Raw genomic sequence first — 23,581 nt, 5'->3', positions numbered from 1 at the left:
CAGTGATACAGGGAAATTTCCTATGTCACGCGCCTCCTTTTCCGATGGGGGACTGAAGGAGGCTGCCCTAAAGTGGGCGGCAACTGCGGACAAATCCGCGATTGCCGTTTCCGAGGTCGCCCATGCGCTCGCTCAAAGTCCTGATCCTAGAACCTGATCCTTATCGAATGATGGCGTTGCACCAGATGCTCAACGCGGTCGGCATCTATGACGTACTGACGGCGCCGTCGCTGGCTTCGGCGCGCTGTTCGCTGGAGCGTCGTACCCGGGTCGACATCGCGATCTGCGATCCGCAACTGGAAGGCGGGGAAGGCCTGGCACTGATCCGGCATCTGGCGGCCCGACGGGAGGCCAGCGCCGTCATCCTGCTGGGGCGGATGGCAGCGGGTCTGCTGAGCGATCTCGAAAGCATGCTGCACGCTCAGGACCTGAAGCTGCTCGGGCGCTTGCAGACGCCGGTCTCGGCGGTACTGATGCGCGGGTTGCTGGACAGCTACCTGCAAACGGCAGCCCATCCGTCGGGTGCCTGAACCGACGGTTTTGTTTCTGTCATCTTCACCGTGCATTCTTTGACAGACCGCTAACTGCTCCGGGAGCAGCGCGGTATTCAGAACTTTCTTCTCGGGCGGGTGGTCATTTATTGTGAACACGCCCCAGGCACAATGTTTTCGGACTATTGAGTGGAGATCGAGATGGAAAGTATCAGTCTATTGCTCGGTGAGGCTCTGAGCCCGTACCAGGTCACGTTGACTCCGTGTGGCGCCCATGGCGAATGCCTGGTGACGCTGAAGAACAGCAACGGGGCCATCGTGGTGGAGCGCGAATTCAATCAGGCGCAATTGACCGACAAGCGCCTGCTGACCGATGTGGTCGACGGTCTGCACCGCGATGTGCTGATCGCCGAAGGTCGACTGGAGCCCTGTGTGATCGCGGCTTTGCGCAATGCAGCGCTGGATAAGCGCGCGGCACTGTAAAGATGAAATATTTTTTGTGGGAACCTTCCTGCACTCTCGTCAGTCAGACCCCATAACAGCAGGATCAAGCATTGTGCTCCGGTGCTTGTCGCTTGCTGCTACGGGTCTTTATGTAGACCACGTTTAACCCCGAGTCGTCTCCCCACTTCTCGGGGTTTCTTTTGCCCGCAGGTTTTATTGCGCGGTCTGCTGCTCGAAAAACATCCGCGCCTGTTGCAGGTAATCCGTGCGCATCTCGGGATCCAGCCAGTCGGCGTACGACTGGTCAAGTTGCGCATGGGGCAGGGTACGCAGCAGTTGATTGATCTCGCTGATCGCCTGACGGCCCTGGGGCGTATCGGAACATCCGACATAGCCAGACAGATATTTGCCGGTGCCGCGAATCGTGTAGAACACCAATTCATCTTCGGCAATTTGCGCCTGCTGCGCCTGATAGCGGATCTCCGGCCAGTAACCCAAAACCACTTGCAGCCGCCCCAGACGCTGCATCGACAGCAGGCTGCTCAGGGCATCGTTGCCGTAGTGCGGCGTCAGTGCGCCGCCGGGTGCCTGCTTGAGCAGATTGTCGAGAAATTCGCCGTAACTACGCTCTGCGACGACCCCGACCTTGATTTCGCCATTGGCCAGAAATGCCGTCAGATCGACTTCGCCATCGACCAGGTAAGGTGCCAGTACGTCGCGATCTTTCTGCCGCACCACCAGACCATTACTGACAGCGCGAAACGCCGGGATAGAAAAAGCGATCCATTGCGTGCGCTCCTTGCTCCAGATCAGCGAGGGGTCGCAGGTAAAGGACGGCTCGTGCAGCATCTGCATGCCGCGGGCGCGATTGACCCGCATCAGCGTGTGTTCGTATTGCGGCATGCCGGCGATCAGCATCGGCAGCAGTTGGTCGATGACGCCCTGGCCCTTTTTCGGGCCTTCGAAGATGGTCAGGGGCGGCAGATCGCGCAGTAACCAGATCAGCGTCGGTTTTGCCTGCGCCCAGGCGGGCAGAATCAGCAGAAACAACAGGCCGAACAGCCGCCACGTCCACCAGTGGTGGGCGCGGTTGGCGTCCGATGTCCGGTGATGTTTCAGGTTAAATGGCTCCGTCTGCGCGCAGTCGGGCGATCTGCTGTTCGTCGTAGCCAAGATCCTGGAGTACCTGCGCATTGTGTTCACCGAGCTGCGGCCCGACCCATTCGGAAGAGCCCGGTGTCTCAGAGAGTTTCGGCACGATGCCCGGCATCTTGAAAGGCTTGCCGTCCGGCAGTTTCGCCTGCAGGAACATTTCCCGGGCGAGATACTGCGGATCGCTGAACATGTCTTCGGCACTGAAGATCCGGCTGGCCGGTACATCCGCCTGATTGAGCAGGTCGAGCACATTTTGCAGCGGCAGCGAATTGACCCAGCGGTCGATCACGCCATACAACTCGTCGCGACGATTATCGCGCCCATCGTTGCTCGCCAGCGTCGGGTCGTTGGCCAGATCCTCGCGGCCGATGATCAGCATGAAGCGCTTGAAGATCGCGTCGCCATTGGCACCGATCTGCACGTGCTTGCCGTCGGCACTGGTGTGGATCGATGACGGCGTGATGCCCGGCATGATGTTGCCGGTGCGCTCGCGGATGAAACCGAACACGTCGAACTCCGGCACCATGCTTTCCATCATGGCGAAAATCGCCTCGTACAACGCCACATCGACCACTTGGCCGAGACCGCCGTTGACCTCGCGATGACGCAGCGCCATCAGCGCGCCGATCACGCCCCACAGCGCGGCAATCGAATCGCCGATGGAAATCCCGGTGCGCACCGGTGGCCGGTCCTCGAAACCGGTGATATAGCGCAAACCGCCCATGGACTCGCCGACCGCGCCGAAGCCCGGTTGATCCTTCATCGGCCCGGTCTGGCCGAAACCGGAGAGGCGCACCATCACCAGTTTCGGATTCAGCGCGTGCAGGGTTTCCCAGCTCAGCCCGAGTTTTTCCAGCACGCCGGGGCGAAAGTTCTCGATCAGGATGTCGGCTTCGCCGAGGAGTTTTTTCAGGATCGCCAAACCCTCGGGGTGCTTGAGGTTCAGCGTCAGCGACTTTTTGTTGCGCGCCTGGACGAACCACCACAGCGAGGTGCCTTCATACAATTTGCGCCACTTGCGCAGCGGATCGCCGCCGTCGGGCGATTCGATCTTGATCACTTCGGCGCCGAACTCGCCGCAAATGCGCGAGGCAAACGGCCCGGCAATCAACGTACCCAATTCAATGACTTTCACACCGCTGAGCGGTTTGTTGGCGAACGGCATACTGAATCCTGTAGGACAAGGCTGAGCGGATACAGCGTTTTAACATAGCCGGCTGTCAGACGCCGCAGGTTGATCGCCATCAATTCGATGATTGCCTACGGCATCGGTTAGACTTGCCGACTTTCCTCGTATCAAGAAGCCCGTTCATGGCCCAGCCGTCTACCACGTACAAATTCGAACTGAACCTCACCGACCTCGACCGTAGCGTCTACGAGAGCGTCAAGCAGACCATCGCCCGTCACCCTTCGGAAACCGAAGAGCGCATGACCGTGCGGCTGCTGGCCTACGCCCTCTGGTACAACGAACTGCTGTCGTTTGGCCGTGGTCTGTCGGACGTGGATGAACCTGCGCTGTGGGAAAAAAGCCTGGATGACCGCGTTCTGCACTGGATCGAAGTCGGTCAGCCGGACGCCGATCGTCTGACCTGGTGCTCGCGTCGTACCGAACGCACCAGCCTGCTGGCCTACGGCAGCCTGCGCGTGTGGGAAGGCAAAGTGGTACCGGTGGCGAAGAACCTGAAAAACGTCAACATCGCCGCCGTGCCGCAAGAGGTGCTGGAAACCCTGGCCAAGGACATGCCGCGCGTCATCAAGTGGGACGTGATGATCAGCGAAGGCACGATCTTCGTCACTGACGATCGTGGTCAGCACGAAGTCCAGCTGGAATGGCTGGCCGGTGAGCGCGGCTGATCCTGCGTCGTTCACTGATTAATCCCACGTATTCAAGAGAAGTTTCCGTTACCCCATGCGTATTGATCCTCGACCGTTGCCTGCCACGCTGCCGTTTCTCGGTGACCTGCCACCTTTGCTGACGCGTTTGTACGCCGCGCGGGGCGTGCAGTCCGAGGCGGAGCTGGATAAAAGTCTGGCGCGGCTGATTCCGTTCCAGCAGCTCAAGGGCATCGAGGCGGCGGTGGATCTGCTGGTGACGGCGCTGGAGCAGCGTCAGCGGATTCTGATCGTCGGCGACTTCGACGCCGATGGCGCGACCGCCAGTACGGTAGGCGTGCTCGGCTTGCGTCTGCTGGGCGCGGCGTATGTCGATTATCTGGTGCCGAACCGCTTTGAATACGGCTATGGCCTGACCCCGGAAATCGTCGAAGTCGCCCTGACGCGCGAGCCGCAGTTGTTGATCACCGTCGACAACGGCATCTCCAGCGTCGAAGGCGTGGCCGCGGCGAAAAAGGCCGGGCTCAAGGTGTTGATCACCGACCACCACTTGCCCGGCGATGAACTGCCGCAAGCCGATGCGCTGGTCAACCCGAACCAGCCGGGCTGTGAGTTTCCGAGCAAGGCGCTGGCCGGGGTGGGGGTGATTTTCTACGTGTTGATGGCCTTGCGCGCGCGCCTGCGCAGCCTCGGCTGGTACGAGAGCAAGCCGCAGCCGAACATCGGCGAACTGCTGGATCTGGTGGCGCTGGGCAGCGTCGCCGACGTGGTGCCGCTGGATGCCAACAACCGGATTCTGGTGCATCAGGGCCTCGAGCGGATTCGCGCCGGTCGTGCCCGTCCGGGGATCAAGGCGATTCTTGAAGTCGCCAAGCGTGACGCGGCGCGGATTACCTCCACAGACCTGGGATTCATCGTCGGCCCGCGTTTGAACGCGGCGGGGCGTCTGGACGACATGAGCCTCGGGATCGAATGCCTGCTCACCGCCGACGCCAATCTGGCCCGGGAAATGGCCGCGCAACTGGACGGCATGAACCAGGATCGCAAATCCATCGAGCAGGGCATGCAGCGCGAGGCGTTGGCCCAGCTCAAGGATTTGCCGGTGGAGTCGATGCCGTTCGGCCTGTGCCTGTTCGATCCCGAGTGGCATCAGGGCGTGATCGGCATTCTCGCCTCGCGCATGAAAGAGCGTTATTTCCGCCCGACCATTGCCTTCGCCGATGCCGGTGACGGTTTGCTCAAGGGCTCGGGCCGTTCGGTGCAGGGTTTCCACATCCGCGATGCTTTGAGCGTGGTGGCGGCGCAGCATCCGAACCTGATCGCCAAGTACGGCGGTCACGCGATGGCGGCCGGCCTGACCTTGCCGCAAGAGAATTTTCCGCTGTTCGCCGAGGCGTTTGACGCTGAAGTGCGGCGGCAACTTCGCGAAGAAGACCTGACCGGGCGCATGCTCTCGGACGGCACGCTTGCGGTCGAGGAGTTCCACTTGGAGCTGGCCCGCGCACTGCGTCATGCCGGGCCTTGGGGCCAGCACTTCCCGGAGCCGCTGTTCCATGGCGTGTTCCAGTTGGTCGAGCAGCGAGTGGTCGGCGAGCGGCACCTGAAAGTGGTGCTGAAAAGCGAATGCGGTTCGGTGAAGCTGGATGGCATTGCCTTTGGTATTGACCGCGATGTGTGGCCGAACCCGACCATTCAGTGGGTCGAGCTGGCCTACAAGCTCGACGTCAACGAGTTTCGTGGCAACGAGACGGTGCAACTGATGATTGCCCACATCGAACCGCGCTGATCCCCTGAGTGCTTTTGTGGCGAGGGAGCTTGCTCCCGCTGGGCTGCGAAGCGGCCCCAGACCCTGCAAACGGGTTGCTGCAGGAAAATCACAGTGCAGGGTTTTACGACTGCTGCGCAGCCGAGCGGGAGCAAGCTCCCTCGCCACAGGTTCGGTGGCACTCATGGAAAATGTCTTGAACCCTCCCTCATCCCCGGTTGTCGACTAGGCTCTAAGCACTGCTTGATTGGCCTTGTGACGTCTTGTCGAATTTTTTGCCCGCGGGGGCGGGTGCTGCACCTTTTCCTGTCACTCGTCGACTTTTCAAACAGAACCCTGGAGCCTGCCCACTGATTTGAGAGGTGCCCCATGAGTCTGCTGCTCGAACCCTTTACCCTCCGCCAACTGATCCTGCCCAACCGCATCGCCGTGTCGCCGATGTGCCAATACTCCAGCGTCGACGGTCTGGCCAACGACTGGCATCTCGTGCATCTGGGCAGCCGCGCGGTGGGCGGCGCCGGCCTGATATTCACTGAAGCCACGGCGGTCACCGCCGACGGGCGGATCACCGCCGAAGACCTCGGTTTGTGGAACGACGAACAGATCGAACCGCTGCAACGCATCACCCGCTTCATCACCGCTCAGGGCGCTGTTGCCGGCATTCAACTGGCCCACGCCGGGCGCAAGGCCAGCACCCATCGGCCATGGATCGGCAAACACGGTAGCGTCAAACCGGAGGATGGCGGCTGGACCCCGGTCGGGCCATCGCCGATTGCTTTCGATCCGCAACACACGCAACCGAAACAGCTCGATGAAGGGCAGATCGCCGAGGTCATTCAGGCCTTCGTTGCGGCCGCCAAACGCGCGTTGACCGCGGGTTTCAGCGTGGTCGAGGTACATGCCGCCCACGGTTATCTGCTGCATCAGTTTCTGTCACCGCTGAGCAATCAGCGCCGCGATCAATACGGTGGTTCGTTCGAAAACCGCATTCGTCTGGTGCTGCAAGTCACCGAGGCCGTTCGCGAGGTGTGGCCGCAAGAGCTGCCGCTGTTCGTCCGGGTCTCGGCCACCGACTGGGTTGAAGACGGCTGGAACCCGGATGAAACCGTGGAACTGGCGCGGCGCCTCAAGGCACTGGGAGCGGATTTGATCGACGTCTCCTCCGGTGGTACCGCCGCCAACGCCGAGATTCCTGTGGGGCCGGGTTATCAGACGCGCTTCGCCGAACGGGTGCGCAAGGAGTCAGGCATTGCCACCGGCACCGTGGGCATGATTACCGAGCCGGCGCAGGCCGAGCACATTCTGCGCACCTGCCAGGCCGACATCATCTTCCTCGCCCGCGAGTTGCTGCGCGATCCTTACTGGCCGCTGCACGCCGACGATGATCTCGGCGGGCGTCAGGCGGTGTGGCCGGCGCAGTATCAACGCGCGACCCATCGTGATCAGCCGATCCACGAGTCTGACCTGCGCGATTGATTTCAAACCGACGTAACGTCTATAAAACCCGCCATTGAACCGGCGGGTTTTTTCTTGCCTGCCATTTGCCAAGGAAGTCGAGCATGTTGATCGAACGAGAACTCACCGAACACGACTTGCCGCTGCTGGCGCAGATCGACCGCAGTGAGCTGGTGGAAGAGTGCTATCGCCTGGAGAACGGCGTGCTGGTGCTTTACCCGGCACGTTTCGACATGCGCGGATGGCCGGAAGGCGAAGCCGAAGAGAATGCGCTGACGCTGGCGAAGTGCTTGCGGCGCGGTGGCTGGTTATACGGGATTTTCGACGGGCAGGCGCTGGTCGCGGCGGTGGTTGTGGATAACCAGGTTGTTCACAATCAGGGACTGAGCATGCGGCAGATGACGTTTCTGCACATCAGCCGCGACTACCGTGGTCAGGGGCTGGGGGCGAAGTTGTTTGCGCTGGCCTGTGAGCAGGGGCTGCGATTCGGTGCCGAGGCGTTGTATGTCTCAGCCACTGAATCGCGCAACACCGTGGAGTTTTATCAGAGACAGGGTTGCCGGTTGGTTGATCAACCGGATCCTGAGCTGTTTGATCAAGAACCCAAAGACATTCATCTGTATTGCCCACTGACCTGACGCAGTTTCTTCAATATCCGATGTTGAATGTTCTGCCGCTTTCGCGAGCAAGCCCGCTCCCACCCTGGTTCCGTGTCAGTCACAAATTGTGTGATCGACCGCGAGCCAGAGTGGGAGCGGGCTTGCTCGCGAAGAGGCCCGCGCAGGCGCCTCAAATCATCAAGGATACTTGCGCTTGTCCGGCGCCGGCGGGAAGTACTGGTACAACCAGGTCTCGCTCAACGTGCGGTCATTGGTGCGGATGAACAGGCGCAGTTCCACCGGATCGACGCTGTCGCTGGTCGGGTACCAGTCGAACAGGATCCGGTAACCCTTGATGTCATCGAGCACCAGCACGCTGAAGTCTTGCACCTTGCCGTTGGAGCAGGTAACCACCGGTTCGATCCCGGTACCCTGCGGCAGGCGATCGAGACCGCCGCCGGTGAAGTCCACGGCAAAACGCCGCGCCCAGACTGGCGGGTAATGCTCGCCCGGTGCCCAGCCTTCGACGAAGCCACCCATGCCCGAACGGGTCGCATGCACCCGCGCCAGCGGCGTACCGACCGGTGGCAGGGCGCTCCAGTAGAGCTTGTAGCCATAGTTCAGCGAGTCGCCTGCGGCCACTGGCTTCTTCGGCGTCCAGAACGCGACGATGTTATCGAGCGTTTCGCCGGTGGTAGGAATTTCCAGCAGATCGATGGAGCCTTCGCCCCACGCGGTTGTAGGCTCGACCCACAGGCTCGGGCGCTTGCTGTACCAGTCGACGGTGTCCTGATAGTTGGCGAACTCGTGGTCGGTCTGCACCAGACCGAAGCCCTTCGGATCGGTGTCGGCGAATGCGTTGAACTGCAGGGTCGCCGGGTTGTTCAGCGGGCGGCAGATCCATTCGCCGTTGCCGCGCCACATCGCCAGGCGATCGGAGTCGTGAATCTGCGGGTGGATGGTGTCGCACATGCGGCGTTCGTGGGTGCCGCAACTGAACATGCTGGTCATCGGCGCAATGCCCAGTTGTTCGATGGCGGTACGCGCATTGATGTGGGCGTCGATTTCCATCACCACGCGCTCGGCCTGGCAATCGATGTCGAAGCGGTACGCACCGGTGGCGCTCGGCGAGTCGAGCAGGGCGTAGACCACGAAGCGGGTCGCGTTCTGATCCGGGGTCTCGAACCAGAATTTGATGAAGTCCGGGAATTCTTCGCGCTTTTTCGCGTAAGTGTCGACGGCCAGGCCACGGGCGGAGAGGCCATATTGGCCAGTGGCATCCACCGCGCGGAAATAGCTGGCGCCGAGGAACGACACCACGTCATGGCGATCCAGCTCCGGCGCCTTGAACAGCTTGAAACCAGCAAAGCCCAGGTCACCCTTGAGCTGCTGGGTATCGACCGAGGTGTTTTCGTAGTTGAACAGCGTCGGACGGAAATGCACTTCGCGCGCGGTCCGGGTCTTCGGATCGACGCTGTACATGCGCACCGGTTGACGGAAACCCATGCCGACGTGGAAGAACTGCACGTCCAGCTGACCCTTGTTCTCTTTCCACAACGAATGATCGCCGTCGTAGCGGATCGCGTTGAAGTTCTGCGGGGTCATGGTCGCCAAAGTTGGCGGCAGCACCTGTTTGGTGTCCTGATAGGCCGTTCCGGCCAATTGCTTGGCTTGGCGCTTCAACGCTTCGAAGTCGAAAGCCTGGGCCTCGCCATCGGCGGCGCCACCATTGGCTGCCCAGGCACGGGCGGCCAGCAGGCCGGAGGCCGAGAGACCGGTGTAAGCCGCAATGGCCATCGACGCTTTGAGCAAATTCCTGCGGTGCATAAATACAACCTGTCGTGAGCAATCCCGCGCCTTTCCTGGCACGTGCTGGATCAGAAATTACGGTTCGGACAAGCCTTCGGCCAAACGCAACGGACTATAAACAGATGCCGGCTAGCTTAAACGGTTCGCTCGCGTTGCAAAATTCGTTGATACACACCGACAGAGTGTCAATGAAACAAGACATGTCGGTTAAATGTCCGACGGCACTTTCTGATTTACAGGGCATTTCTGCTTTTTTCGACTAATTACTCTAAAAACCGCTTTTCAGCGCCGATTAAATTTCTATTCTATGAACATGGCCGGCACGACCGGCGGGGCACAGGCGCTGCTGTAAGGGGCAGGGCGATGTGGTGATCAAGCAATTCTTCGAAGTATCAGAGAAGGACATCGTCCATGGCAAAAATACAAGGCATCGCCGAAATGCTCGGCATCTTCCCCTGCCTCGGCAGCGGCCGTAGAAGGCGTCGTTTGAGTTCTGAAGAGCTGAAGCTGGTGGAGCGTTATCGCGAGTTGTCAGAGAGTGACCGGATAGCGATGAGGTATCTGGTGGATGCGATGCGGAGTGTTTCGCGGTTTTAGTGTTTGGATAGCCACTTGTGGCTAGGGAGCAAGCTCCTTAGCCACAAGTTTGTTGTTCGGGTGAGCATCAGCGACAAGTAGCCAACACCGGATACGGCTTCTGGCCGTGCATCAACTCCAGCACTCCAAGCCTCTGACCCCGGACTGCTGAATCTGCAGTAGCGGGATAAACGCCATCGTTCAGGCGCTAGCGGCGCCAAGTCCAGGTGCAAGTACAGCGTAGGAAACAGTACTTTTTCGCGAAGGCTGTATCTGTAGGAAATGCCTGTTTTTGCACTGTCTGCAGCTAGCCTGCATCTGGGGCGCGTTTTTTCATTTATTTATGGAGATCCATGCAACGAACTGCAGGTTTTCTCCATGCTGATCGAATTTTCGGTTTCCAATTATCGCTCGTTCCGTGACAGGCAAACCCTGTCCATGGCAGCAAGCCCGCGCTTGAGCAAAACCCGAAACACTTTCAACGTCACCACGACCACTGAAAAACTTCCGGACCTGCTCAAGGTCGCTGCCATTTATGGCCCGAACGCTTCAGGCAAGTCCTCACTAGTTCGTGCGATGGGGATAGTGAGCAGGTTGCTGGCGACGCCAGCAGGCATCCAGGATGACGTGTTACCCGTTGCATCCTTTCGCTTTGACGCAGCGCTCAAAGAGTCTCCCAGCATTTTTGAATACGATTTCGTGCAATGTGGACTGCGCTACCGATTTGTGCTCGCGTTGACGGCACAGCGAATTGTTCATGAACAATTACTCTGCTATCCAAAAGGAAAAGAGACTTTGCTGTACAACCGTCAAGTTGATACTCAGGGCGAGCATTACACCTTTGGCAAAACTCTTGAAGGCGGTAAAGACGTACATTGTGCCTGGGGGCGTTTGACCAGTCCTAAGATGCTGTTCATCGCGCAAGCCGTTATCCATAGCAGCGAAGAGCTGACCCAGTTGCGCGCACCGTTTTGCTGGTTTCAAAGAGGCCTGCTGGTGGTCGAACAGAGCAACATGCGCAGCCTGTCTTCAGCATCGATTCGCTTTCTTCAGATGGCTGAAAGTCATACCAGCGATCTACGCGAATTTCTCTGTGCTCTGGATATTCCTGTATCAGCCATCCAGCTCAGTTCGGAACATTCTGTGGCGCCTCCAACCAACAGAAAAATGACATTGAAGGAGTTCGTTGCGGCTGCACAAGGAGACAGATTGACCCTTACGCACTCCAGTATCTCAGGCGAAGCCGAATTCGATTTTGCCGAAGAGTCATGCGGTACCAGGAACCTGATCGGCTTCTGGTTGCCTTGGTTCATGATGAATCAGGCTGGTGGCAGCGGCGTTCTCTGTGTCGATGAGTTGAACAGCAGTCTGCATCCTGAAATTGTCGTGGACTTGATTGGCAAACATTTGGACAGCGGGCTGAATACCCAGTTGATTTTCACCACTCACGACACGCACCTGATGAATGAAAAGATTCTGCGGCGTGATCAGTTCTGGATTACGGAACGTGATGCTTACGGTGCGACGAGTCTGTTTTCCGTTCACGACTTTGAAGGCCGAGAAAGCGAGGACGTTGAGAAACGTTATTTCGAGGGACGCTATCGCGGGCTGCCGCTGATCAGGCAGGGCTGACAATGGTGAGTTTGAACAAGTCGTTTGATCGAAAAGCGTCACGCTTCAAACCGCAACCCAAAGTGCTTGTGCTCTGTGAGGACAGCAAGTCGGGAAAGCGTTATCTGGAGGAAGCCGCATTTCACTTTCGGGCCAGGGCTCAGGTTGAGATCGTCCACTGCGGTGTGACACACCCGAGCGGTATCGTTGAGCGGGCAGTGATGCGGCAGAAACGCTTCGATAAGGTATTTTGTGTATTGGATCGCGATACGCATCTGTGCTTCGAGCGTGCGTTGAGGACGGCCAAATTGCATCCAAAAATCAACGTCATCGCATCGTATCCGTGCTTCGAGTTCTGGCTCCTTTTGCACTTTGGCTTCAGTCGGAAGCCATATCGGGCCGCCGGGAAAAACTCCCCAGGTGATCTGGTGAACAAGTGCTTGAGGACTAAGCCGGATATGGCGGGTTATGAGAAGGGCAGAGACATCAGTTATTTCACCCGGTTGCTGGGTGAGCCGTTCCAGCGGGCGAGAACGCTTGCGCCGAAAGTGCTTGAGGATGTCGCGGTCAGTGGTGAGCCCAATCCCAGTACGGAAATCCATTTGCTGATGGATGAGTTCGAGACATTATCCAAGCCTCAACTCATCTAGCACCCTGCACCGGCCCGCATCCTTGCGGGCCGGTTGCTGATATTTAGCGACTCACCTTCCACGCATCCCCAGCCGGCGCCTTCCCATGGTCATACGGCTTGCCAATCCACATGTAAACCAGCCCCAGACCAATCACGATCACCGTGCTCAACACCATCGCATAGTTCACGTACCACGCCGCATCCGGCGTACGTGGCCAGGCCATGTTGATGATTGCGCCGACGCCATACACCAGCGCGCCGATGTTCACGGGCCAGCCCCACGCGCCGAGGGTGAATTTGCCGCTGGGTTTCCAGCCTTTCATTCGCGCGTACAAAGCGGCCAGTACGATCATCTGGAACGCGAGGTAGATGCCGATCGCCGCGAAGCTGACGATGGTGGCCACGGCGTCTTGCAGGAAGAAGCCGAGGGCGATGATCAGGGCGGGCAGGACGCCGGACACGAACAGCGCGGCAACGGGCACCTGAGTGGTAGGAGAAATCTTTTTCAGCAGTCGGCTGCCGATGACCATTTCATCGCGAGCGTAGGAGTACAGCAGACGGCTCGCCGCAGCCTGCAGGCTGATGACGCAGGAGATGAAGGAAATCATTACCACGCCCATCACCACTTTCGAACCGACCGGGCCGAAGGCGTTGTTGAGGATGGTGGTGACCGGGTCCTTGTCGGTGCCGTTGATCACCGCTTGCATGTCCGGCACGGCGAGGATCAGCGCCAGGCAGGCGAACATCGCCGCGATGCCGCCGATGTAGATGGTCATGCGCATGGCCACCGGGATTTTCGCGCTGGGGTTCGGGGTTTCTTCGGCAACATCGCCGCAGGCCTCGAAGCCGTAGTAGAGGAACATCCCCGCCAGCGAAGCGGTGAGAAACGCCGGCAGGTACGAGCCGTCGACGCGGATGTCGAAGGTGTTGAACAGCACGCTCAGCGGCTGGTGACGCTCGAAGATCAGCAGGTACACGCCCACGATTACCGCGCCGACCAGTTCGCAGAGGAAGCCGAACATGGCGATGCGCGCGAGCACTTTGGTGCCGCTCAGATTGACCAGCGTGGCGAACAAGGTCAGCACCAGCGCGATGACGATGTTGGTGTTGTTGCTCGGTTCAAACCCGAGCATCGCCGCCAGATACGGGCCGGCACCGACGGCCACCGCCGCGATGGTCACGCACAGGGCGATGGAGTAGATCCAGCCGACCATCCACGCCCATTTCTTGCCGACCAGACGTCGCGCCCATGGATAGACGCCGCCGGAAATCGGGAACTGCGAGACCACTTCGCCGAAGATCAGGCACACCAGCAACTGGCCGCAACCGACCAGCAAGTAAGCCCAGAACATCGGTGGCCCGCCGGCCGCGAGGCACAGGCCGAACAGGGTATAAACCCCTACGACCGGTGACAGATAGGTGAACCCTAAAGCGAAGTTTTCCCACAGGCTCATGCTGCGGTTGAAGTTCGAGGTGTAGCCGAGTTTGCGCAGTTGTTCGGCATCGCTGTCGGCAACGGCGGCCGAGAGTTCGGGTGAGGCACTCATGTGTTTTGCTCCGGGAAATCGGCAGATTTCGGATGGCCGATGCCGTGGCGGGGCTTTGCGGGCGCCGCCCGGGTCGGTAGTTATTGTTAGGTGTTGAATCCTGGTGGTGCGTGTGGCCGGTTTCTGCCTTGAAGCCGGAGTTGACGCCATCGCGAGCAGGCTCACTCCTACAGGTTGAAATGCGATTCCTTGTAGGAGCCAGCCTGCTGGCGATGCTTTAGTGCTTGAACATCACATGCCGAACCGTGGTGTAGTCCTCCAGCCCGTACATGGACATGTCCTTGCCATAGCCGGACAACTTCTGACCGCCATGCGGCATTTCGCTGACGAGCATGAAGTGCGTGTTGACCCAGGTGCAGCCGTACTGCAACCGCGCGGACAAGCGATGCGCGCGTCCGACATCCGCCGTCCATACCGAGGAGGCGAGGCCGTAGTCCGAATCGTTGGCCCACTCCAGCGCCTGCGCTTCATCGGTGAATTTGGTCACCGAGACCACTGGCCCGAACACTTCGCGGCGAACGATCTCGTCATCCTGTTGCGCGTCGGCCAGCACCGTCGGTTCGAAGAAGAACCCATTGCCTTCAACAGCCTTGCCGCCGGTGATCAAGCGAATGTGCGACTGCGCTACGGCGCGCTCGACGAACGCGGCGACGCGGTCGCGATGCTGTGCGGTGATCAGCGGCCCCAGTTCGGTCGACGGATCATCCTGCAAGCCGTACTTGATGCTGCTGACCGCTGCGCCGAGCTTCTCGACGAACTGGTCGTAAATGCCTTGTTGCGCATAGATCCGGCACGCGGCGGTGCAGTCCTGCCCGGCGTTGTAGAAACCGAACGTACGAATGCCTTCGACCGCCGCATCGATGTCGGCGTCGTCGAAGATGATCACCGGGGCCTTGCCGCCCAGCTCCATGTGCATGCGTTTGACGCTGTCGGCGGTGTTGGAAATGATGTTCGAGCCAGTGGCGATAGAGCCGGTCAGCGAGACCATGCGCACTTTCGGGTGAGTCACCAGCGGGCTGCCGACGCTAGGACCGCGACCGAATACCAGATTGAGTACACCGGCCGGGAAGATTTCCGACGCCAGTTCGGCCAGACGCAACGCGGTCAGCGGGGTCTGTTCCGACGGCTTGAGCACCACGGTGTTACCGGCGGCGAGGGCCGGAGCGATTTTCCAGGCGACCATCATCAACGGGTAGTTCCACGGCGCGATGGAGGCGATCACACCCACCGGGTCGCGGCGGATCATCGAGGTGTGGCCGGGCAGGTATTCGCCACCGGCCGAACCGCTCATGCAACGGCTGGCGCCGGCGAAGAAACGGAACACATCGGCAATCGCCGGGATCTCGTCGTTCAGTGCGGCGCTGTAGGGTTTGCCGCAGTTGTCGGATTCGAGTTTGGCCAGTTCCTCGCCGTGGGCTTCGATGGCGTCGGCGAGTTTGAGCAGCAGCAGCGAACGGTCTTTCGGCGAAGTTTGCGACCACTCGGCGAAGGCGTTGTCGGCGGCGCGCACGGCGGCGTCGACCTGGGCCTCGGAGGCTTCGTTGATTTCCACGAGCACGCTGCCGAGCGCCGGGTTGAGCACCGGTTGGGCCGGGCCTTCGCCGTTGACCAGGTGGCCGTTGATCAAGAGTCTGGTTTGCATTTCATTGTCCTCGCTAACACTTTTATTGTTCTGGCCGAATTGAGAAACCTGTGGGAGCGAGCTTGCTCGCGAAGGCGGTGTGTCAGCCGACATCAATGTTGGATGTCATGGCCCCTTCGCGAGCAAGCTCGCTCCCACAGGGGGATTTTGGTGTCTGTCAGATATTCATTTCCCGCCGCTACCGGCGACGCTCTCGCCACCCCGGGTCAGGTAATACGCGCCAAGAATCGGCAGCATGGTCACCATCATCACCAGCATGGCAACCACGTTGGTCACCGGTACATCCCGTGGGCGGCTGAGTTGATTGAGCAGCCACAACGGCAACGTGCGCTCATGCCCGGCGGTGAACGTGGTGACGATGATTTCGTCGAACGACAGCGCAAAGGCGAGCATGCCGCCGGCCAGCAACGCCGAGCCGAGGTTCGGCAGGATGATGTAGCGGAAGGTCTGCCAGCCGTCGGCGCCGAGGTCCATCGAGGCTTCGATCAGGCTGTGTGACGTGCGGCGCAGGCGGGCGATGACGTTGTTGTAGACGATCACCACACAGAAGGTCGCGTGGCCGACGATGATGGTGAACATCCCCGGCTCGATCTCCAGCGTCTTGAACGTTGCCAACAGCGCGATCCCGGTGATGATCCCCGGCAGGGCGATCGGCAAAATCAGCATCAGCGAAATGCCCTGCTTGCCGAAGAAGTCCCGGCGATACAACGCGGCGGAAGCCAATGTGCCGAGCACCATCGCGATCAACGTGGCGATGGCGGCAATCTGCAGCGAGAGCTTGATCGCCTCCAGCACATCCGGCCGCGAAAAGGCCACGCTGAACCAGTGCAGGGTGAAGCCCTTCGGCGGAAAACTGAACGCGGCTTCCTCGGTGTTGAAGGCGTAAAGAAAGATGATCAGGATCGGGAAGTGTAGAAACACCAGCCCGCCCCAGGCGGCAATGCGCAGACCCAGTGAAGCGCGCTCAGAGTGCATCGAAGGCCCCCAGTCGTTTGACGATGGACAGGTAAACCGCGATCAACACAATCGGCACCAACGTGAACGCCGCGGCCATCGGCATGTTGCCGATCGCACCTTGCTGCGCGTAGACCATGCTGCCGACGAAGTAGCCCGGCGGGCCCACCAGTTGCGGCACGATGAAATCGCCCAGAGTCAGCGAAAACGTGAAGATCGAACCGGCAGCAATCCCCGGGATCGACAACGGCAAAATCACCTGCATGAAGGTCTGGCGCGGCCTGGCGCCGAGGTCGGCAGAGGCTTGCAGCAGTGACGGCGGCAGACGCTCCAGCGACGCCTGAATCGGCAGGATCATGAACGGCAGCCAGATGTAGACGAACACCATGAAGCGCCCCAAGTGCGAGGTCGACAGGGTGCTGCCGCCCACTCCGGGAATGCCGAGGATGAACTGCAACACCGGCTCCAGTCCCAGATGCTGGACGAACCATTGCGCGACGCCGCCCTTGGCCAGCAGCAGCGTCCAGGCGTAGGCCTTGACGATATAACTGGCCCACATCGGCAGCATCACCGCGATGTAGAAAAACGCCTTGGTCTTGCCCGTGGTGTAGCGCGCCATGTAGTAGGCAATCGGGAACGCGACGATGGCGCTGGCGATCGACACGACGATGGCCATGCTCAGCGTACGCAGGATGATGTCGAAGTTCGACGGCTGGAACAGCGCGGCAAAATTCGCCAGCGTGAGGTTAGGGGTGACCGCCATGGTGAAGTCGTCAAAGGTGTAGAAACCCTGCCACAACAGCACCAGCAACGAGCCGAGGTAGATCGCGCCGAACCACAGCAACGGCGGCACCAGCAGCAGCGACAGATAAAGATTCGGCTTGCGATAGAGCAGGTTGGAAAACCGCCGCAAGGGCGGTGCCTGGGTCATTGCGAGCGTGCTCATGTCAGACCCCGCTCGCGACGGTGTCATGCAGCGGGATCATCGCTTCCCGCGCCCAGCGTGCGCTCAGGCGCTGGCCGGTCTGGTGCTGCGCGCTGCTGTCGATCCACTGATTGTTGGCGTGGCTGATGCTCAGGGTCTGGCCGTTTTCCAGCGTCAGTTCATAGCGCGTGGCGCTGCCCTGATACTGGATGTCGTGGAGCAGACCGCTGACTTCGATTTCATGGCTGGCGAGCGGCCCTTCGGCAAAACGCACGTGCTCGGGGCGAATCGAAAACGGCTGCGGATGGCCGCTGAGCTGGCGCGCCAGATCGCCACGAATCACGTTCGAGGTGCCGACGAATTCGGCGACGAAGGTGGTGGTGGGTTTCATGTACAGATTGCGCGGGGTGTCGACCTGCTCGATACGGCCCTTGTTGAACACCGCCACGCGGTCGGACATCGACAGCGCTTCGGTCTGGTCGTGGGTGACGAAGATGAAGGTGATGCCGAGCTGGCGCTGCAGCTTCTTCAATTCACTTTGCATTTGCTCGCGCAGTTTCAGATCGAGAGCGCCCAACGGTTCATCGAGCAACAGCACCCGTGGGCGATTGACCAGGGCGCGGGCGAGGGCGACACGCTGGCGCTGACCGCCGGACAACTGCACCGGTTTGCGTGCGCCGTAGCCACCGAGGGCGACCATGTCCAACGCCTCTTCGGCGCGCTTGTGGCGTTCGTTTTTGCTCACGCCTTTGACCTTCAAGCCATAGGCGACGTTGTCCAGCACGTTCATGTGCGGGAACAGCGCGTAATCCTGGAAGACGGTGTTCACATCGCGTTGATACGGCGGCAGACCGGCGGCTTCGGCGCCGTGAATGCGGATCGAGCCGGCACTCGGTTGTTCGAACCCGGCGATCAGGCGCAGGCAGGTGGTCTTGCCCGAGCCGGAAGGGCCGAGCATGGAAAAGAACTCGCCGTCCTGGATATCGATGGAAACCCGGTCAACGGCTTTCACTTCGCCGAACTGCCGGGAAACGTTGGTGAACTGGACTGCAAGCGTCATGGTGCGGTGCTCCAAAAAGGCGCGGGCCGTCGCAGCGGCCCTGCCTGGACTTCTGAAAAAACTGAATCTTGTTGCTTTTGTGGCGAGGGAGCTTGCTCCCGCTGGAGTGCGCAGCACTCCCGGATTGGCCTCATGCGATTTGACTGGCAGACCGCATTGACAGGTGTTGGGGCGGCTTCGCCACCCAGCGGGAGCAAGCTCCCTCGCCACAGGTGAGCGGCGTGTCAGCGGCCGCCCATGATCGCGATGTAGTCCTGAGTCCAGCGGCTATAAGGCACGAACTTACCGCCCTCGGCCTGCGGGGTTTTCCAGAAGGCGATCTTGTCGAACTGGTCGAAGCCATTGGTCTTGCAACCTTCGGCGCCGAGCAGTTCGCTCTCCTTGCACGCCGCCGGCACGGCTGGTAGCGAACCGAACCACGCCGCCACGTCACCCTGGACTTTCGGCTGCAACGACCAGTCCATCCACTTGTACGCGCAGTTCGGATGCTTGGCTTCGGCGTGCAGCATGGTGGTGTCGGCCCAACCGGTGGCGCCTTCTTTCGGAATGGTCGAAGCGATCGGCTGTTTCTCGTTGATCAGGCCGTTGACCTGATACGGCCAGGCACTTGACGCCACCACACCTTCGTTCTTGAAGTCGCTCATCTGAACGGTGGTGTCATGCCAGTAGCGGTGAATCAACGGCTGCTGCGCGCGCAGCAGATCGAGCACGGCTTTGTACTGCGCTTCGGTCAGTTGATACGGATCCTTGATCCCCAATTCGGGCTTGGCGGTTTTCAGGTATAGCGCCGCGTCGGCGATGTAGATCGGGCCGTCATACGCCTGCACGCGGCCCTTGTTCGGCTTGCCATCGGGGAAATTCTGCGCGTCGAACAACACGTTCCAGCTGGTCGGCGGCGTCTTGAACACGTTGGTGTTGTACATCAGCACGTTCGGACCCCACTGATACGGGGTGCCGTAGGTCTGGTTGTTGACCACGTACCACGGCGCATCTTTCAGACGTGGGTCGAGGGTTTTCCAGTTCGGGATCAACGCGGTGTTGATCGGTTGCACGCGCTTGCCGACGATCAGGCGCAACGAGGCATCGCCCGAGGCGGTGACCAGGTCGTAACCGCCCTTGGCCATCAGGCTGACCATCTCGTCGGAGGTGGCAGCGGTCTTGACGTTGACCTTGCAGCCGGTTTCCTTCTCGAAACCGCTCACCCAGTCGTAGGCCTTGTCGCTTTCGCCACGTTCGATGTAGCCCGGCCAGGCCACGATATCCAACTGACCTTCGCCGGCGCCGACAGCCTTCAGCGGCTCGGCCGCTTGCAGGCTGGCGCTGGCCAGAAAGGCTGTGGTGATTGCACTGAACAGTGCGGTCTTGTGCACGAACATGGTTGAACCCTCTTCTTTAAATTATGGTCGGGGCAGTTGTGAACGCGGTGAAGCCATGCCGTTTTGCGGCTTGTTATTAGCGTAGTCAGAGATGCTGGCCGTGGCGGGCCATGATGTGCCGCACCACGCTGTAGTCCTGCAACGAATCACTGGATAAGTCTTTGCCGTAACCCGAACGTTTCAGCCCGCCGTGGGGCATTTCGCTGACCAGCATGAAGTGGCTGTTGATCCAGGTGCAGCCGTACTGCAAACGGGCGGCGACCTGCATCGCCTTGTCCAGATTCTGCGTCCATATCGACGACGCGAGGCCGTATTCGGAGTCGTTGGCCCAGTCCACCGCTTGCGCGAGTTCGTCGAAGCGGGTCACGGTGACCACCGGGCCGAACACTTCGCGCTGGACGATTTCATCAGTCTGTTTGCAACCGGCCAGCAACGTCGGCTGGTAGAAGAACCCGGCGCCGGAATGCACCGCCGCGCCAGTCACGCGCTCGATGTGCGGCTGGCCGAGGGCGCGCTCGACGAAACTGGCGACGCGGTCGCGCTGGCGGGTGCTGATCAGCGGGCCGATCTCGTTGTCGGCATCGCGCTTGCCGGCGAAGCGCAGGCTGCTGACTGCTGCGCCGAGCTCGGCGACCAGTTTGTCGTGAATTCCTGCCTGGGCGTAGATCCGGCACGCAGCGGTGCAGTCCTGCCCGGCGTTGTAGTAACCGTAAGTGCGCACGCCGTCGACCACCGCTTGAATGTCGGCGTCGTTGCAGACGATCACCGGGGCCTTGCCGCCGAGTTCAAGGTGTGTGCGCTTGAGGGTTTTTGCCGCCGCCTGAAGGATCTTCTGCCCGGTGACGATATCGCCGGTCAGCGAGACCATGCGCACCTTGGCGTGACCGACCAGATGACTGCCGACGCCTTCGCCACCGCCGCAGATAATGTTGATCACCCCGCGCGGCAGGATCTCGGCGAGCGCTGGCGCCAGTGCGAGGATCGACAGCGGCGTGTGTTCGGATGGCTTGAACACCAGGGTGTTGCCGGCGGCGAGGGCCGGGGCGATTTTCCACGCGGCCATCATGATCGGGTAGTTCCACGGCGCAATCGACGCCACCACGCCAATCGGATCGCGGCGCACCATGCTGGTGTAACCCGGCAGGTATTCACCGCTGAGCTGACCGGTCTGGCAGCGCACAGCGCCGGCAAAGAAGCGGAACACGTCGACGGTGGCGGTCAGATCGTCCTGCCGCGCCAGGTGCAGCGGCTTGCCGCAGTTCAAGGATTCGAGGCGGGCGAGGTAGTCGGCGTGTTTCTCGACGGCGTTGGCGATGTCCAGCAGCAGGTTCGAGCGTTGTTGCGGCGTGGTCCGTGACCATTCGGCAAAGGCGCGGTGGGCGGCGAGGATCGCAGTTTCGACCTGCTCGGTGCTGGCCTCGGCAATGTGGGTGAGGATTTCACCGGTGGCCGGGTTGAGGATCGGTTCGACAAAACCTTGCCCGGCGACCAGTTCGCCGTCGATCAACAACGCGGTACACATCGGGGTCTGCACGCCAGCCATTTTCCGCGATCTCTTTTCTTGTGTGGTCATTGGTGCTCCCGTGCCCGGGAGCCGACCGTCTTATAGATGCTGCAAGACTAGTGCGCGGCTCCGAGGTCGACAAATTCTAAATACTGAAGGTGGCATTCGATTAAATAGATGGCTTGCGTCCGCCGTGCGGTTGTTCGCGGGCCACAGTCAAAAACGGGTCGACCAGAGCGGGGCGTGCAGTACCGCGGCGCCAGGCCAGACCGACATCGAGGGTCTGGTTGAGGTCGGCAATCGGCCGCGCTTCGATGATGTCGCCCTCCAGTGACCACGGGCGGTAAGTCATGTCCGGTTGAATCGATACGCCCAGACCCGCCGCTACGAGGCTTCGCACGGCTTCGGTGGAGGCCGTGCGCAGGGTGATCTTCGGTTGCAGCCCGGCGCCGCGCCAAAGGCGCTGGGCATTGCGATCCATTTCATCAACATTCAGTTGAATCAGCGGTTCGCGAGCGACGTCGGCGAGGTTGATGCTGTCGTGTTCCAGCAATGGATGCTGGGCCGGCAGCCACAGACGGTGCGGCGAGTGGGTCAGCACTTCGGTCTGCAGGGCGTGACGGTCTTCGAGGTTGGAGAGGATCAGTACGCCAACATCGATTTCGCCGCTGACCAGCAAGTGCTCGATGTACGGCCGCTCGTCCTCCATCACGCGGATCTCGACGTTGGGGTAGGCGCGCTGAAAACGGGTGAGCAGATCGGCGAGGTAGTAACCGGCGACCAGGCTGGTCACGCCGACAATCAACTGCCCGGCGACCTGATCGGTGCTCTGTTGCAGGCTGCGCTTGGCGTTATCCACCGTGGCCAGAATCAGGTGCGCCTGACGCAGGAACTGATGGCCCTGATGAGTCAGGGTCATGCCCTTGGCGTGACGGCTGAACAGGCTGACGCCGATTTCCTCCTCCAGTTGCTGGATCGCCAGGGTCAACGTCGATTGGGAAATGAACGCGGTTTGCGCCGCCGCGGAAATCGAGCCGGTCTCGGCTACCGCGATGAAGTGACGGATCTGACGCAGGGTCATCATGAGGAAGGTACCCGGTGGGCGGTTTTTATAGATTGGCTGGAGTGTATATCTATTTTCACGAAGGGCTGGTGCAGGCGGAGCAACATCTGGAAGCACACTCGCAGGCCGGGCCGGGGCACTTTCGAACTAGGCTGAGGGCCTGATAGATCCGGATAACCCCTGTTTTGGAGGCGGAACATGAACACCCGTGGATTGCTCGATCAACTACTCAAATCCGGCCAGGATCTGTTGCAGAACAAGGCCGGTGGCGCGCAGAACAAACCGGCGGCTGGTGGCCTGGGCGGTTTGCTCGGTGGCACTTCAGGCGCTGGTGCGCTGGGTGGCCTGCTCTCGGGGGCGGGCGGTGGCGCGTTGGCTGCCGGGGCGATGGGCCTGCTGCTCGGCAGCAAAAAAGCGCGCAAGGTCGGCGGTAAAGTTGCGGTCTACGGTGGCCTCGCTGCCCTTGGTGTGCTGGCCTATAAGGCTTACGGCAACTGGAACGCCCAGAAAGGCACCGCGCCACAAACCGAACCGCAGACGCTGGATCGACTGCCACCCGCGCAAGCCGAGCAGCACAGCCAGGCGATTCTCAAAGCCCTCGTTGCAGCGGCCAAAGCCGACGGCCATATCGACGATCGCGAACGTCAGTTGATCGAAGGCGAGTTCACCAGACTCGACAACGATCAGGAACTGCAACACTGGCTGCACGCCGAACTCAATAAACCCCTCGACCCAGCCGATGTCGCCCGCGCCGCCGGCACCCCGGAAATGGCCGCGGAGATGTACATCGCCAGTGTGATGTTGGTGGATGAGGAAAGCTTTATGGAAAAGGCCTATCTGGAAGAGTTGGCGAAGCAGCTGAAGCTGGAGCCGGGGTTGAAGGTAGAGCTGGAGAAACAGGTGCGCTTGTCCGCTGCGTAATGCCGGCGGGCCCTTCGCGAGCACGCTCGCTCTTACCTTTGGAATGCGTTCCTTTGTAGGAGTGAGCCTGCTCGCGATTGCGTTTCCAGCCTCACAACAACAGCAATGGCCGATCCATCGCCCCTTTTTGCCATTCCATCGCTGGCACGCCAGCCCGGGATTGTCGGACAGTCCCACCCCAGAGCCTTCCCGCCAAGCACGTCGGGCGGGCCCGAGGGTT

Annotated in this window: 21 protein-coding genes; 10 read left to right on the top strand and 11 right to left on the bottom strand. The window is 60.5% G+C overall.

Translation table 11 applies throughout. The features are described 5' to 3' along the window. Positions 1–122 precede the first annotated feature (122 nt). Entirely contained in the window at positions 123–530 is a 408-nt protein-coding gene (locus JFU48_RS01950; RefSeq protein ID WP_201135720.1) for a response regulator, read from the top strand. Positions 531–692: 162 nt separating this feature from the next. Further along, positions 693–974, top strand: a complete 282-nt coding sequence (locus JFU48_RS01945) for a DUF3509 domain-containing protein (RefSeq protein WP_003221998.1) — start codon at positions 693–695, stop codon at positions 972–974. Between the two features lie 174 nt (positions 975–1,148). On the opposite strand, the gene JFU48_RS01940 is transcribed toward JFU48_RS01945, so the two are convergent. Beyond that, entirely contained in the window at positions 1,149–2,108 is a 960-nt protein-coding gene (locus JFU48_RS01940; RefSeq protein ID WP_201135719.1) for a TIGR02285 family protein, read from the bottom strand. After that, entirely contained in the window at positions 2,056–3,255 is a 1,200-nt protein-coding gene (locus JFU48_RS01935; RefSeq protein WP_201135718.1) for a CaiB/BaiF CoA transferase family protein, read from the bottom strand. The genes JFU48_RS01940 and JFU48_RS01935 overlap by 53 nt, the downstream gene beginning before the upstream one ends. A 146-nt stretch (positions 3,256–3,401) precedes the next feature. On the opposite strand from JFU48_RS01935, the gene JFU48_RS01930 reads away from it, so the two are divergent. The 4 genes from JFU48_RS01930 (at position 3,402) to JFU48_RS01915 (ending at position 7,781) form a co-directional block, all read left to right on the top strand. Further along, the gene (locus JFU48_RS01930; RefSeq protein ID WP_003222001.1) at positions 3,402–3,944 is read left to right on the top strand and encodes a YaeQ family protein; all 543 of its coding nucleotides are present in this window, start codon (positions 3,402–3,404) and stop codon (positions 3,942–3,944) included. Positions 3,945–3,999: 55 nt separating this feature from the next. Beyond that, positions 4,000–5,709, top strand: a complete 1,710-nt coding sequence (gene recJ / locus JFU48_RS01925; RefSeq protein ID WP_201135717.1) for a single-stranded-DNA-specific exonuclease RecJ — start codon at positions 4,000–4,002, stop codon at positions 5,707–5,709. A gap of 348 nt (positions 5,710–6,057) precedes the next feature. Next, positions 6,058–7,164 carry an NADH:flavin oxidoreductase/NADH oxidase gene (locus JFU48_RS01920; protein WP_003222005.1) on the top strand — a complete coding sequence of 369 codons (1,107 nt, stop codon included), beginning with the start codon at positions 6,058–6,060 and terminating at the stop codon, positions 7,162–7,164. An 83-nt stretch (positions 7,165–7,247) separates the two neighbouring features. Further along, positions 7,248–7,781: a GNAT family N-acetyltransferase gene (locus tag JFU48_RS01915; RefSeq protein ID WP_201135716.1), complete on the top strand. Its 534-nt coding sequence runs from the start codon at positions 7,248–7,250 to the stop codon at positions 7,779–7,781. A 159-nt stretch (positions 7,782–7,940) separates the two neighbouring features. Here the strand turns inward: JFU48_RS01915 and JFU48_RS01910 are convergent, their stop codons facing one another. Continuing rightward, entirely contained in the window at positions 7,941–9,569 is a 1,629-nt protein-coding gene (locus JFU48_RS01910; protein ID WP_201135715.1) for a glucan biosynthesis protein D, read from the bottom strand. A 393-nt stretch (positions 9,570–9,962) separates the two neighbouring features. Here JFU48_RS01910 and JFU48_RS01905 point away from each other — a divergent pair, with 393 nt between their 5' ends. The 3 genes from JFU48_RS01905 to JFU48_RS01895 all read left to right on the top strand — a co-directional run bounded on the left by JFU48_RS01905 (position 9,963) and on the right by JFU48_RS01895 (position 12,388). Continuing rightward, on the top strand, positions 9,963–10,148 hold the full coding sequence (locus JFU48_RS01905; protein ID WP_003222012.1) for a hypothetical protein: 186 nt from the start codon (positions 9,963–9,965) through the stop codon (positions 10,146–10,148). Positions 10,149–10,505: 357 nt separating this feature from the next. Further along, the gene (locus tag JFU48_RS01900; RefSeq protein WP_201135714.1) at positions 10,506–11,759 is read left to right on the top strand and encodes an AAA family ATPase; all 1,254 of its coding nucleotides are present in this window, start codon (positions 10,506–10,508) and stop codon (positions 11,757–11,759) included. A gap of 2 nt (positions 11,760–11,761) precedes the next feature. Next, the gene (locus JFU48_RS01895) at positions 11,762–12,388 is read left to right on the top strand and encodes an RloB family protein (RefSeq protein ID WP_003222016.1); all 627 of its coding nucleotides are present in this window, start codon (positions 11,762–11,764) and stop codon (positions 12,386–12,388) included. A 43-nt stretch (positions 12,389–12,431) separates the two neighbouring features. Here JFU48_RS01895 and JFU48_RS01890 read toward each other — a convergent pair whose 3' ends face one another. The 8 genes from JFU48_RS01890 to JFU48_RS01855 all read right to left on the bottom strand — a co-directional run bounded on the left by JFU48_RS01890 (position 12,432) and on the right by JFU48_RS01855 (position 22,461). Beyond that, positions 12,432–13,916, bottom strand: a complete 1,485-nt coding sequence (locus tag JFU48_RS01890; protein ID WP_201135713.1) for an APC family permease — start codon at positions 13,914–13,916, stop codon at positions 12,432–12,434. 217 nt (positions 13,917–14,133) lie between these two features. Continuing rightward, complete coding sequence (locus tag JFU48_RS01885; RefSeq protein WP_201135712.1) at positions 14,134–15,558, bottom strand: gamma-aminobutyraldehyde dehydrogenase; 1,425 nt, start codon at positions 15,556–15,558, stop codon at positions 14,134–14,136. A gap of 165 nt (positions 15,559–15,723) precedes the next feature. After that, on the bottom strand, positions 15,724–16,533 hold the full coding sequence (locus tag JFU48_RS01880) for an ABC transporter permease (protein WP_201135711.1): 810 nt from the start codon (positions 16,531–16,533) through the stop codon (positions 15,724–15,726). After that, positions 16,523–17,458 (bottom strand): ABC transporter permease, encoded by a 936-nt coding sequence (locus JFU48_RS01875; protein ID WP_201135710.1) that lies wholly within the window; start codon positions 17,456–17,458, stop codon positions 16,523–16,525. The genes JFU48_RS01880 and JFU48_RS01875 overlap by 11 nt, the downstream gene beginning before the upstream one ends. A gap of 1 nt (position 17,459) precedes the next feature. Beyond that, positions 17,460–18,497 (bottom strand): ABC transporter ATP-binding protein, encoded by a 1,038-nt coding sequence (locus JFU48_RS01870; protein WP_166221079.1) that lies wholly within the window; start codon positions 18,495–18,497, stop codon positions 17,460–17,462. A gap of 224 nt (positions 18,498–18,721) precedes the next feature. Then, the gene (gene ydcS / locus JFU48_RS01865) at positions 18,722–19,873 is read right to left on the bottom strand and encodes a putative ABC transporter substrate-binding protein YdcS (protein WP_201135709.1); all 1,152 of its coding nucleotides are present in this window, start codon (positions 19,871–19,873) and stop codon (positions 18,722–18,724) included. Positions 19,874–19,958: 85 nt separating this feature from the next. Next, positions 19,959–21,416 carry a gamma-aminobutyraldehyde dehydrogenase gene (locus JFU48_RS01860; protein WP_201137045.1) on the bottom strand — a complete coding sequence of 486 codons (1,458 nt, stop codon included), beginning with the start codon at positions 21,414–21,416 and terminating at the stop codon, positions 19,959–19,961. 130 nt (positions 21,417–21,546) lie between these two features. Continuing rightward, a complete protein-coding gene (locus tag JFU48_RS01855) occupies positions 21,547–22,461 on the bottom strand; it encodes a LysR family transcriptional regulator (RefSeq protein ID WP_007967749.1) in 915 nt (304 codons plus the stop codon). A gap of 177 nt (positions 22,462–22,638) precedes the next feature. Here JFU48_RS01855 and JFU48_RS01850 point away from each other — a divergent pair, with 177 nt between their 5' ends. Next, a complete protein-coding gene (locus tag JFU48_RS01850; RefSeq protein ID WP_201135708.1) occupies positions 22,639–23,361 on the top strand; it encodes a tellurite resistance TerB family protein in 723 nt (240 codons plus the stop codon). Positions 23,362–23,581 lie beyond the last annotated feature (220 nt).

Origin of the sequence: Pseudomonas sp. TH49 (assembly GCF_016650625.1) — a bacterium.
GTDB classification, from domain to species: Bacteria; Pseudomonadota; Gammaproteobacteria; order Pseudomonadales; family Pseudomonadaceae; genus Aquipseudomonas; species Aquipseudomonas fluorescens_H.
This window is presented reverse-complemented; position numbering and strand designations above follow the sequence as displayed.

Excerpts from the sequence above, each read along its gene's own strand:
- JFU48_RS01885 (WP_201135712.1), bottom strand. The coding sequence starts at position 15,558 with ATGCAAACCAGACTCTTGATCAACGGCCACCTGGTCAACGGCGAAGGC.
- JFU48_RS01950 (WP_201135720.1), top strand. The coding sequence starts at position 123 with ATGCGCTCGCTCAAAGTCCTGATCCTAGAACCTGATCCTTATCGAATG.
- JFU48_RS01945 (WP_003221998.1), top strand. The coding sequence starts at position 693 with ATGGAAAGTATCAGTCTATTGCTCGGTGAGGCTCTGAGCCCGTACCAG.
- JFU48_RS01900 (WP_201135714.1), top strand. The coding sequence starts at position 10,506 with ATGCTGATCGAATTTTCGGTTTCCAATTATCGCTCGTTCCGTGACAGG.
- JFU48_RS01935 (WP_201135718.1), bottom strand. The coding sequence starts at position 3,255 with ATGCCGTTCGCCAACAAACCGCTCAGCGGTGTGAAAGTCATTGAATTG.
- JFU48_RS01850 (WP_201135708.1), top strand. The coding sequence starts at position 22,639 with ATGAACACCCGTGGATTGCTCGATCAACTACTCAAATCCGGCCAGGAT.
- JFU48_RS01890 (WP_201135713.1), bottom strand. The coding sequence starts at position 13,916 with ATGAGTGCCTCACCCGAACTCTCGGCCGCCGTTGCCGACAGCGATGCC.
- JFU48_RS01915 (WP_201135716.1), top strand. The coding sequence starts at position 7,248 with ATGTTGATCGAACGAGAACTCACCGAACACGACTTGCCGCTGCTGGCG.
- JFU48_RS01930 (WP_003222001.1), top strand. The coding sequence starts at position 3,402 with ATGGCCCAGCCGTCTACCACGTACAAATTCGAACTGAACCTCACCGAC.
- JFU48_RS01855 (WP_007967749.1), bottom strand. The coding sequence starts at position 22,461 with ATGATGACCCTGCGTCAGATCCGTCACTTCATCGCGGTAGCCGAGACC.
- JFU48_RS01905 (WP_003222012.1), top strand. The coding sequence starts at position 9,963 with ATGGCAAAAATACAAGGCATCGCCGAAATGCTCGGCATCTTCCCCTGC.
- JFU48_RS01895 (WP_003222016.1), top strand. The coding sequence starts at position 11,762 with ATGGTGAGTTTGAACAAGTCGTTTGATCGAAAAGCGTCACGCTTCAAA.
- JFU48_RS01875 (WP_201135710.1), bottom strand. The coding sequence starts at position 17,458 with ATGAGCACGCTCGCAATGACCCAGGCACCGCCCTTGCGGCGGTTTTCC.
- JFU48_RS01880 (WP_201135711.1), bottom strand. The coding sequence starts at position 16,533 with ATGCACTCTGAGCGCGCTTCACTGGGTCTGCGCATTGCCGCCTGGGGC.
- JFU48_RS01870 (WP_166221079.1), bottom strand. The coding sequence starts at position 18,497 with ATGACGCTTGCAGTCCAGTTCACCAACGTTTCCCGGCAGTTCGGCGAA.
- ydcS (WP_201135709.1), bottom strand. The coding sequence starts at position 19,873 with ATGTTCGTGCACAAGACCGCACTGTTCAGTGCAATCACCACAGCCTTT.
- JFU48_RS01920 (WP_003222005.1), top strand. The coding sequence starts at position 6,058 with ATGAGTCTGCTGCTCGAACCCTTTACCCTCCGCCAACTGATCCTGCCC.
- recJ (WP_201135717.1), top strand. The coding sequence starts at position 4,000 with ATGCGTATTGATCCTCGACCGTTGCCTGCCACGCTGCCGTTTCTCGGT.
- JFU48_RS01910 (WP_201135715.1), bottom strand. The coding sequence starts at position 9,569 with ATGCACCGCAGGAATTTGCTCAAAGCGTCGATGGCCATTGCGGCTTAC.
- JFU48_RS01860 (WP_201137045.1), bottom strand. The coding sequence starts at position 21,416 with ATGGCTGGCGTGCAGACCCCGATGTGTACCGCGTTGTTGATCGACGGC.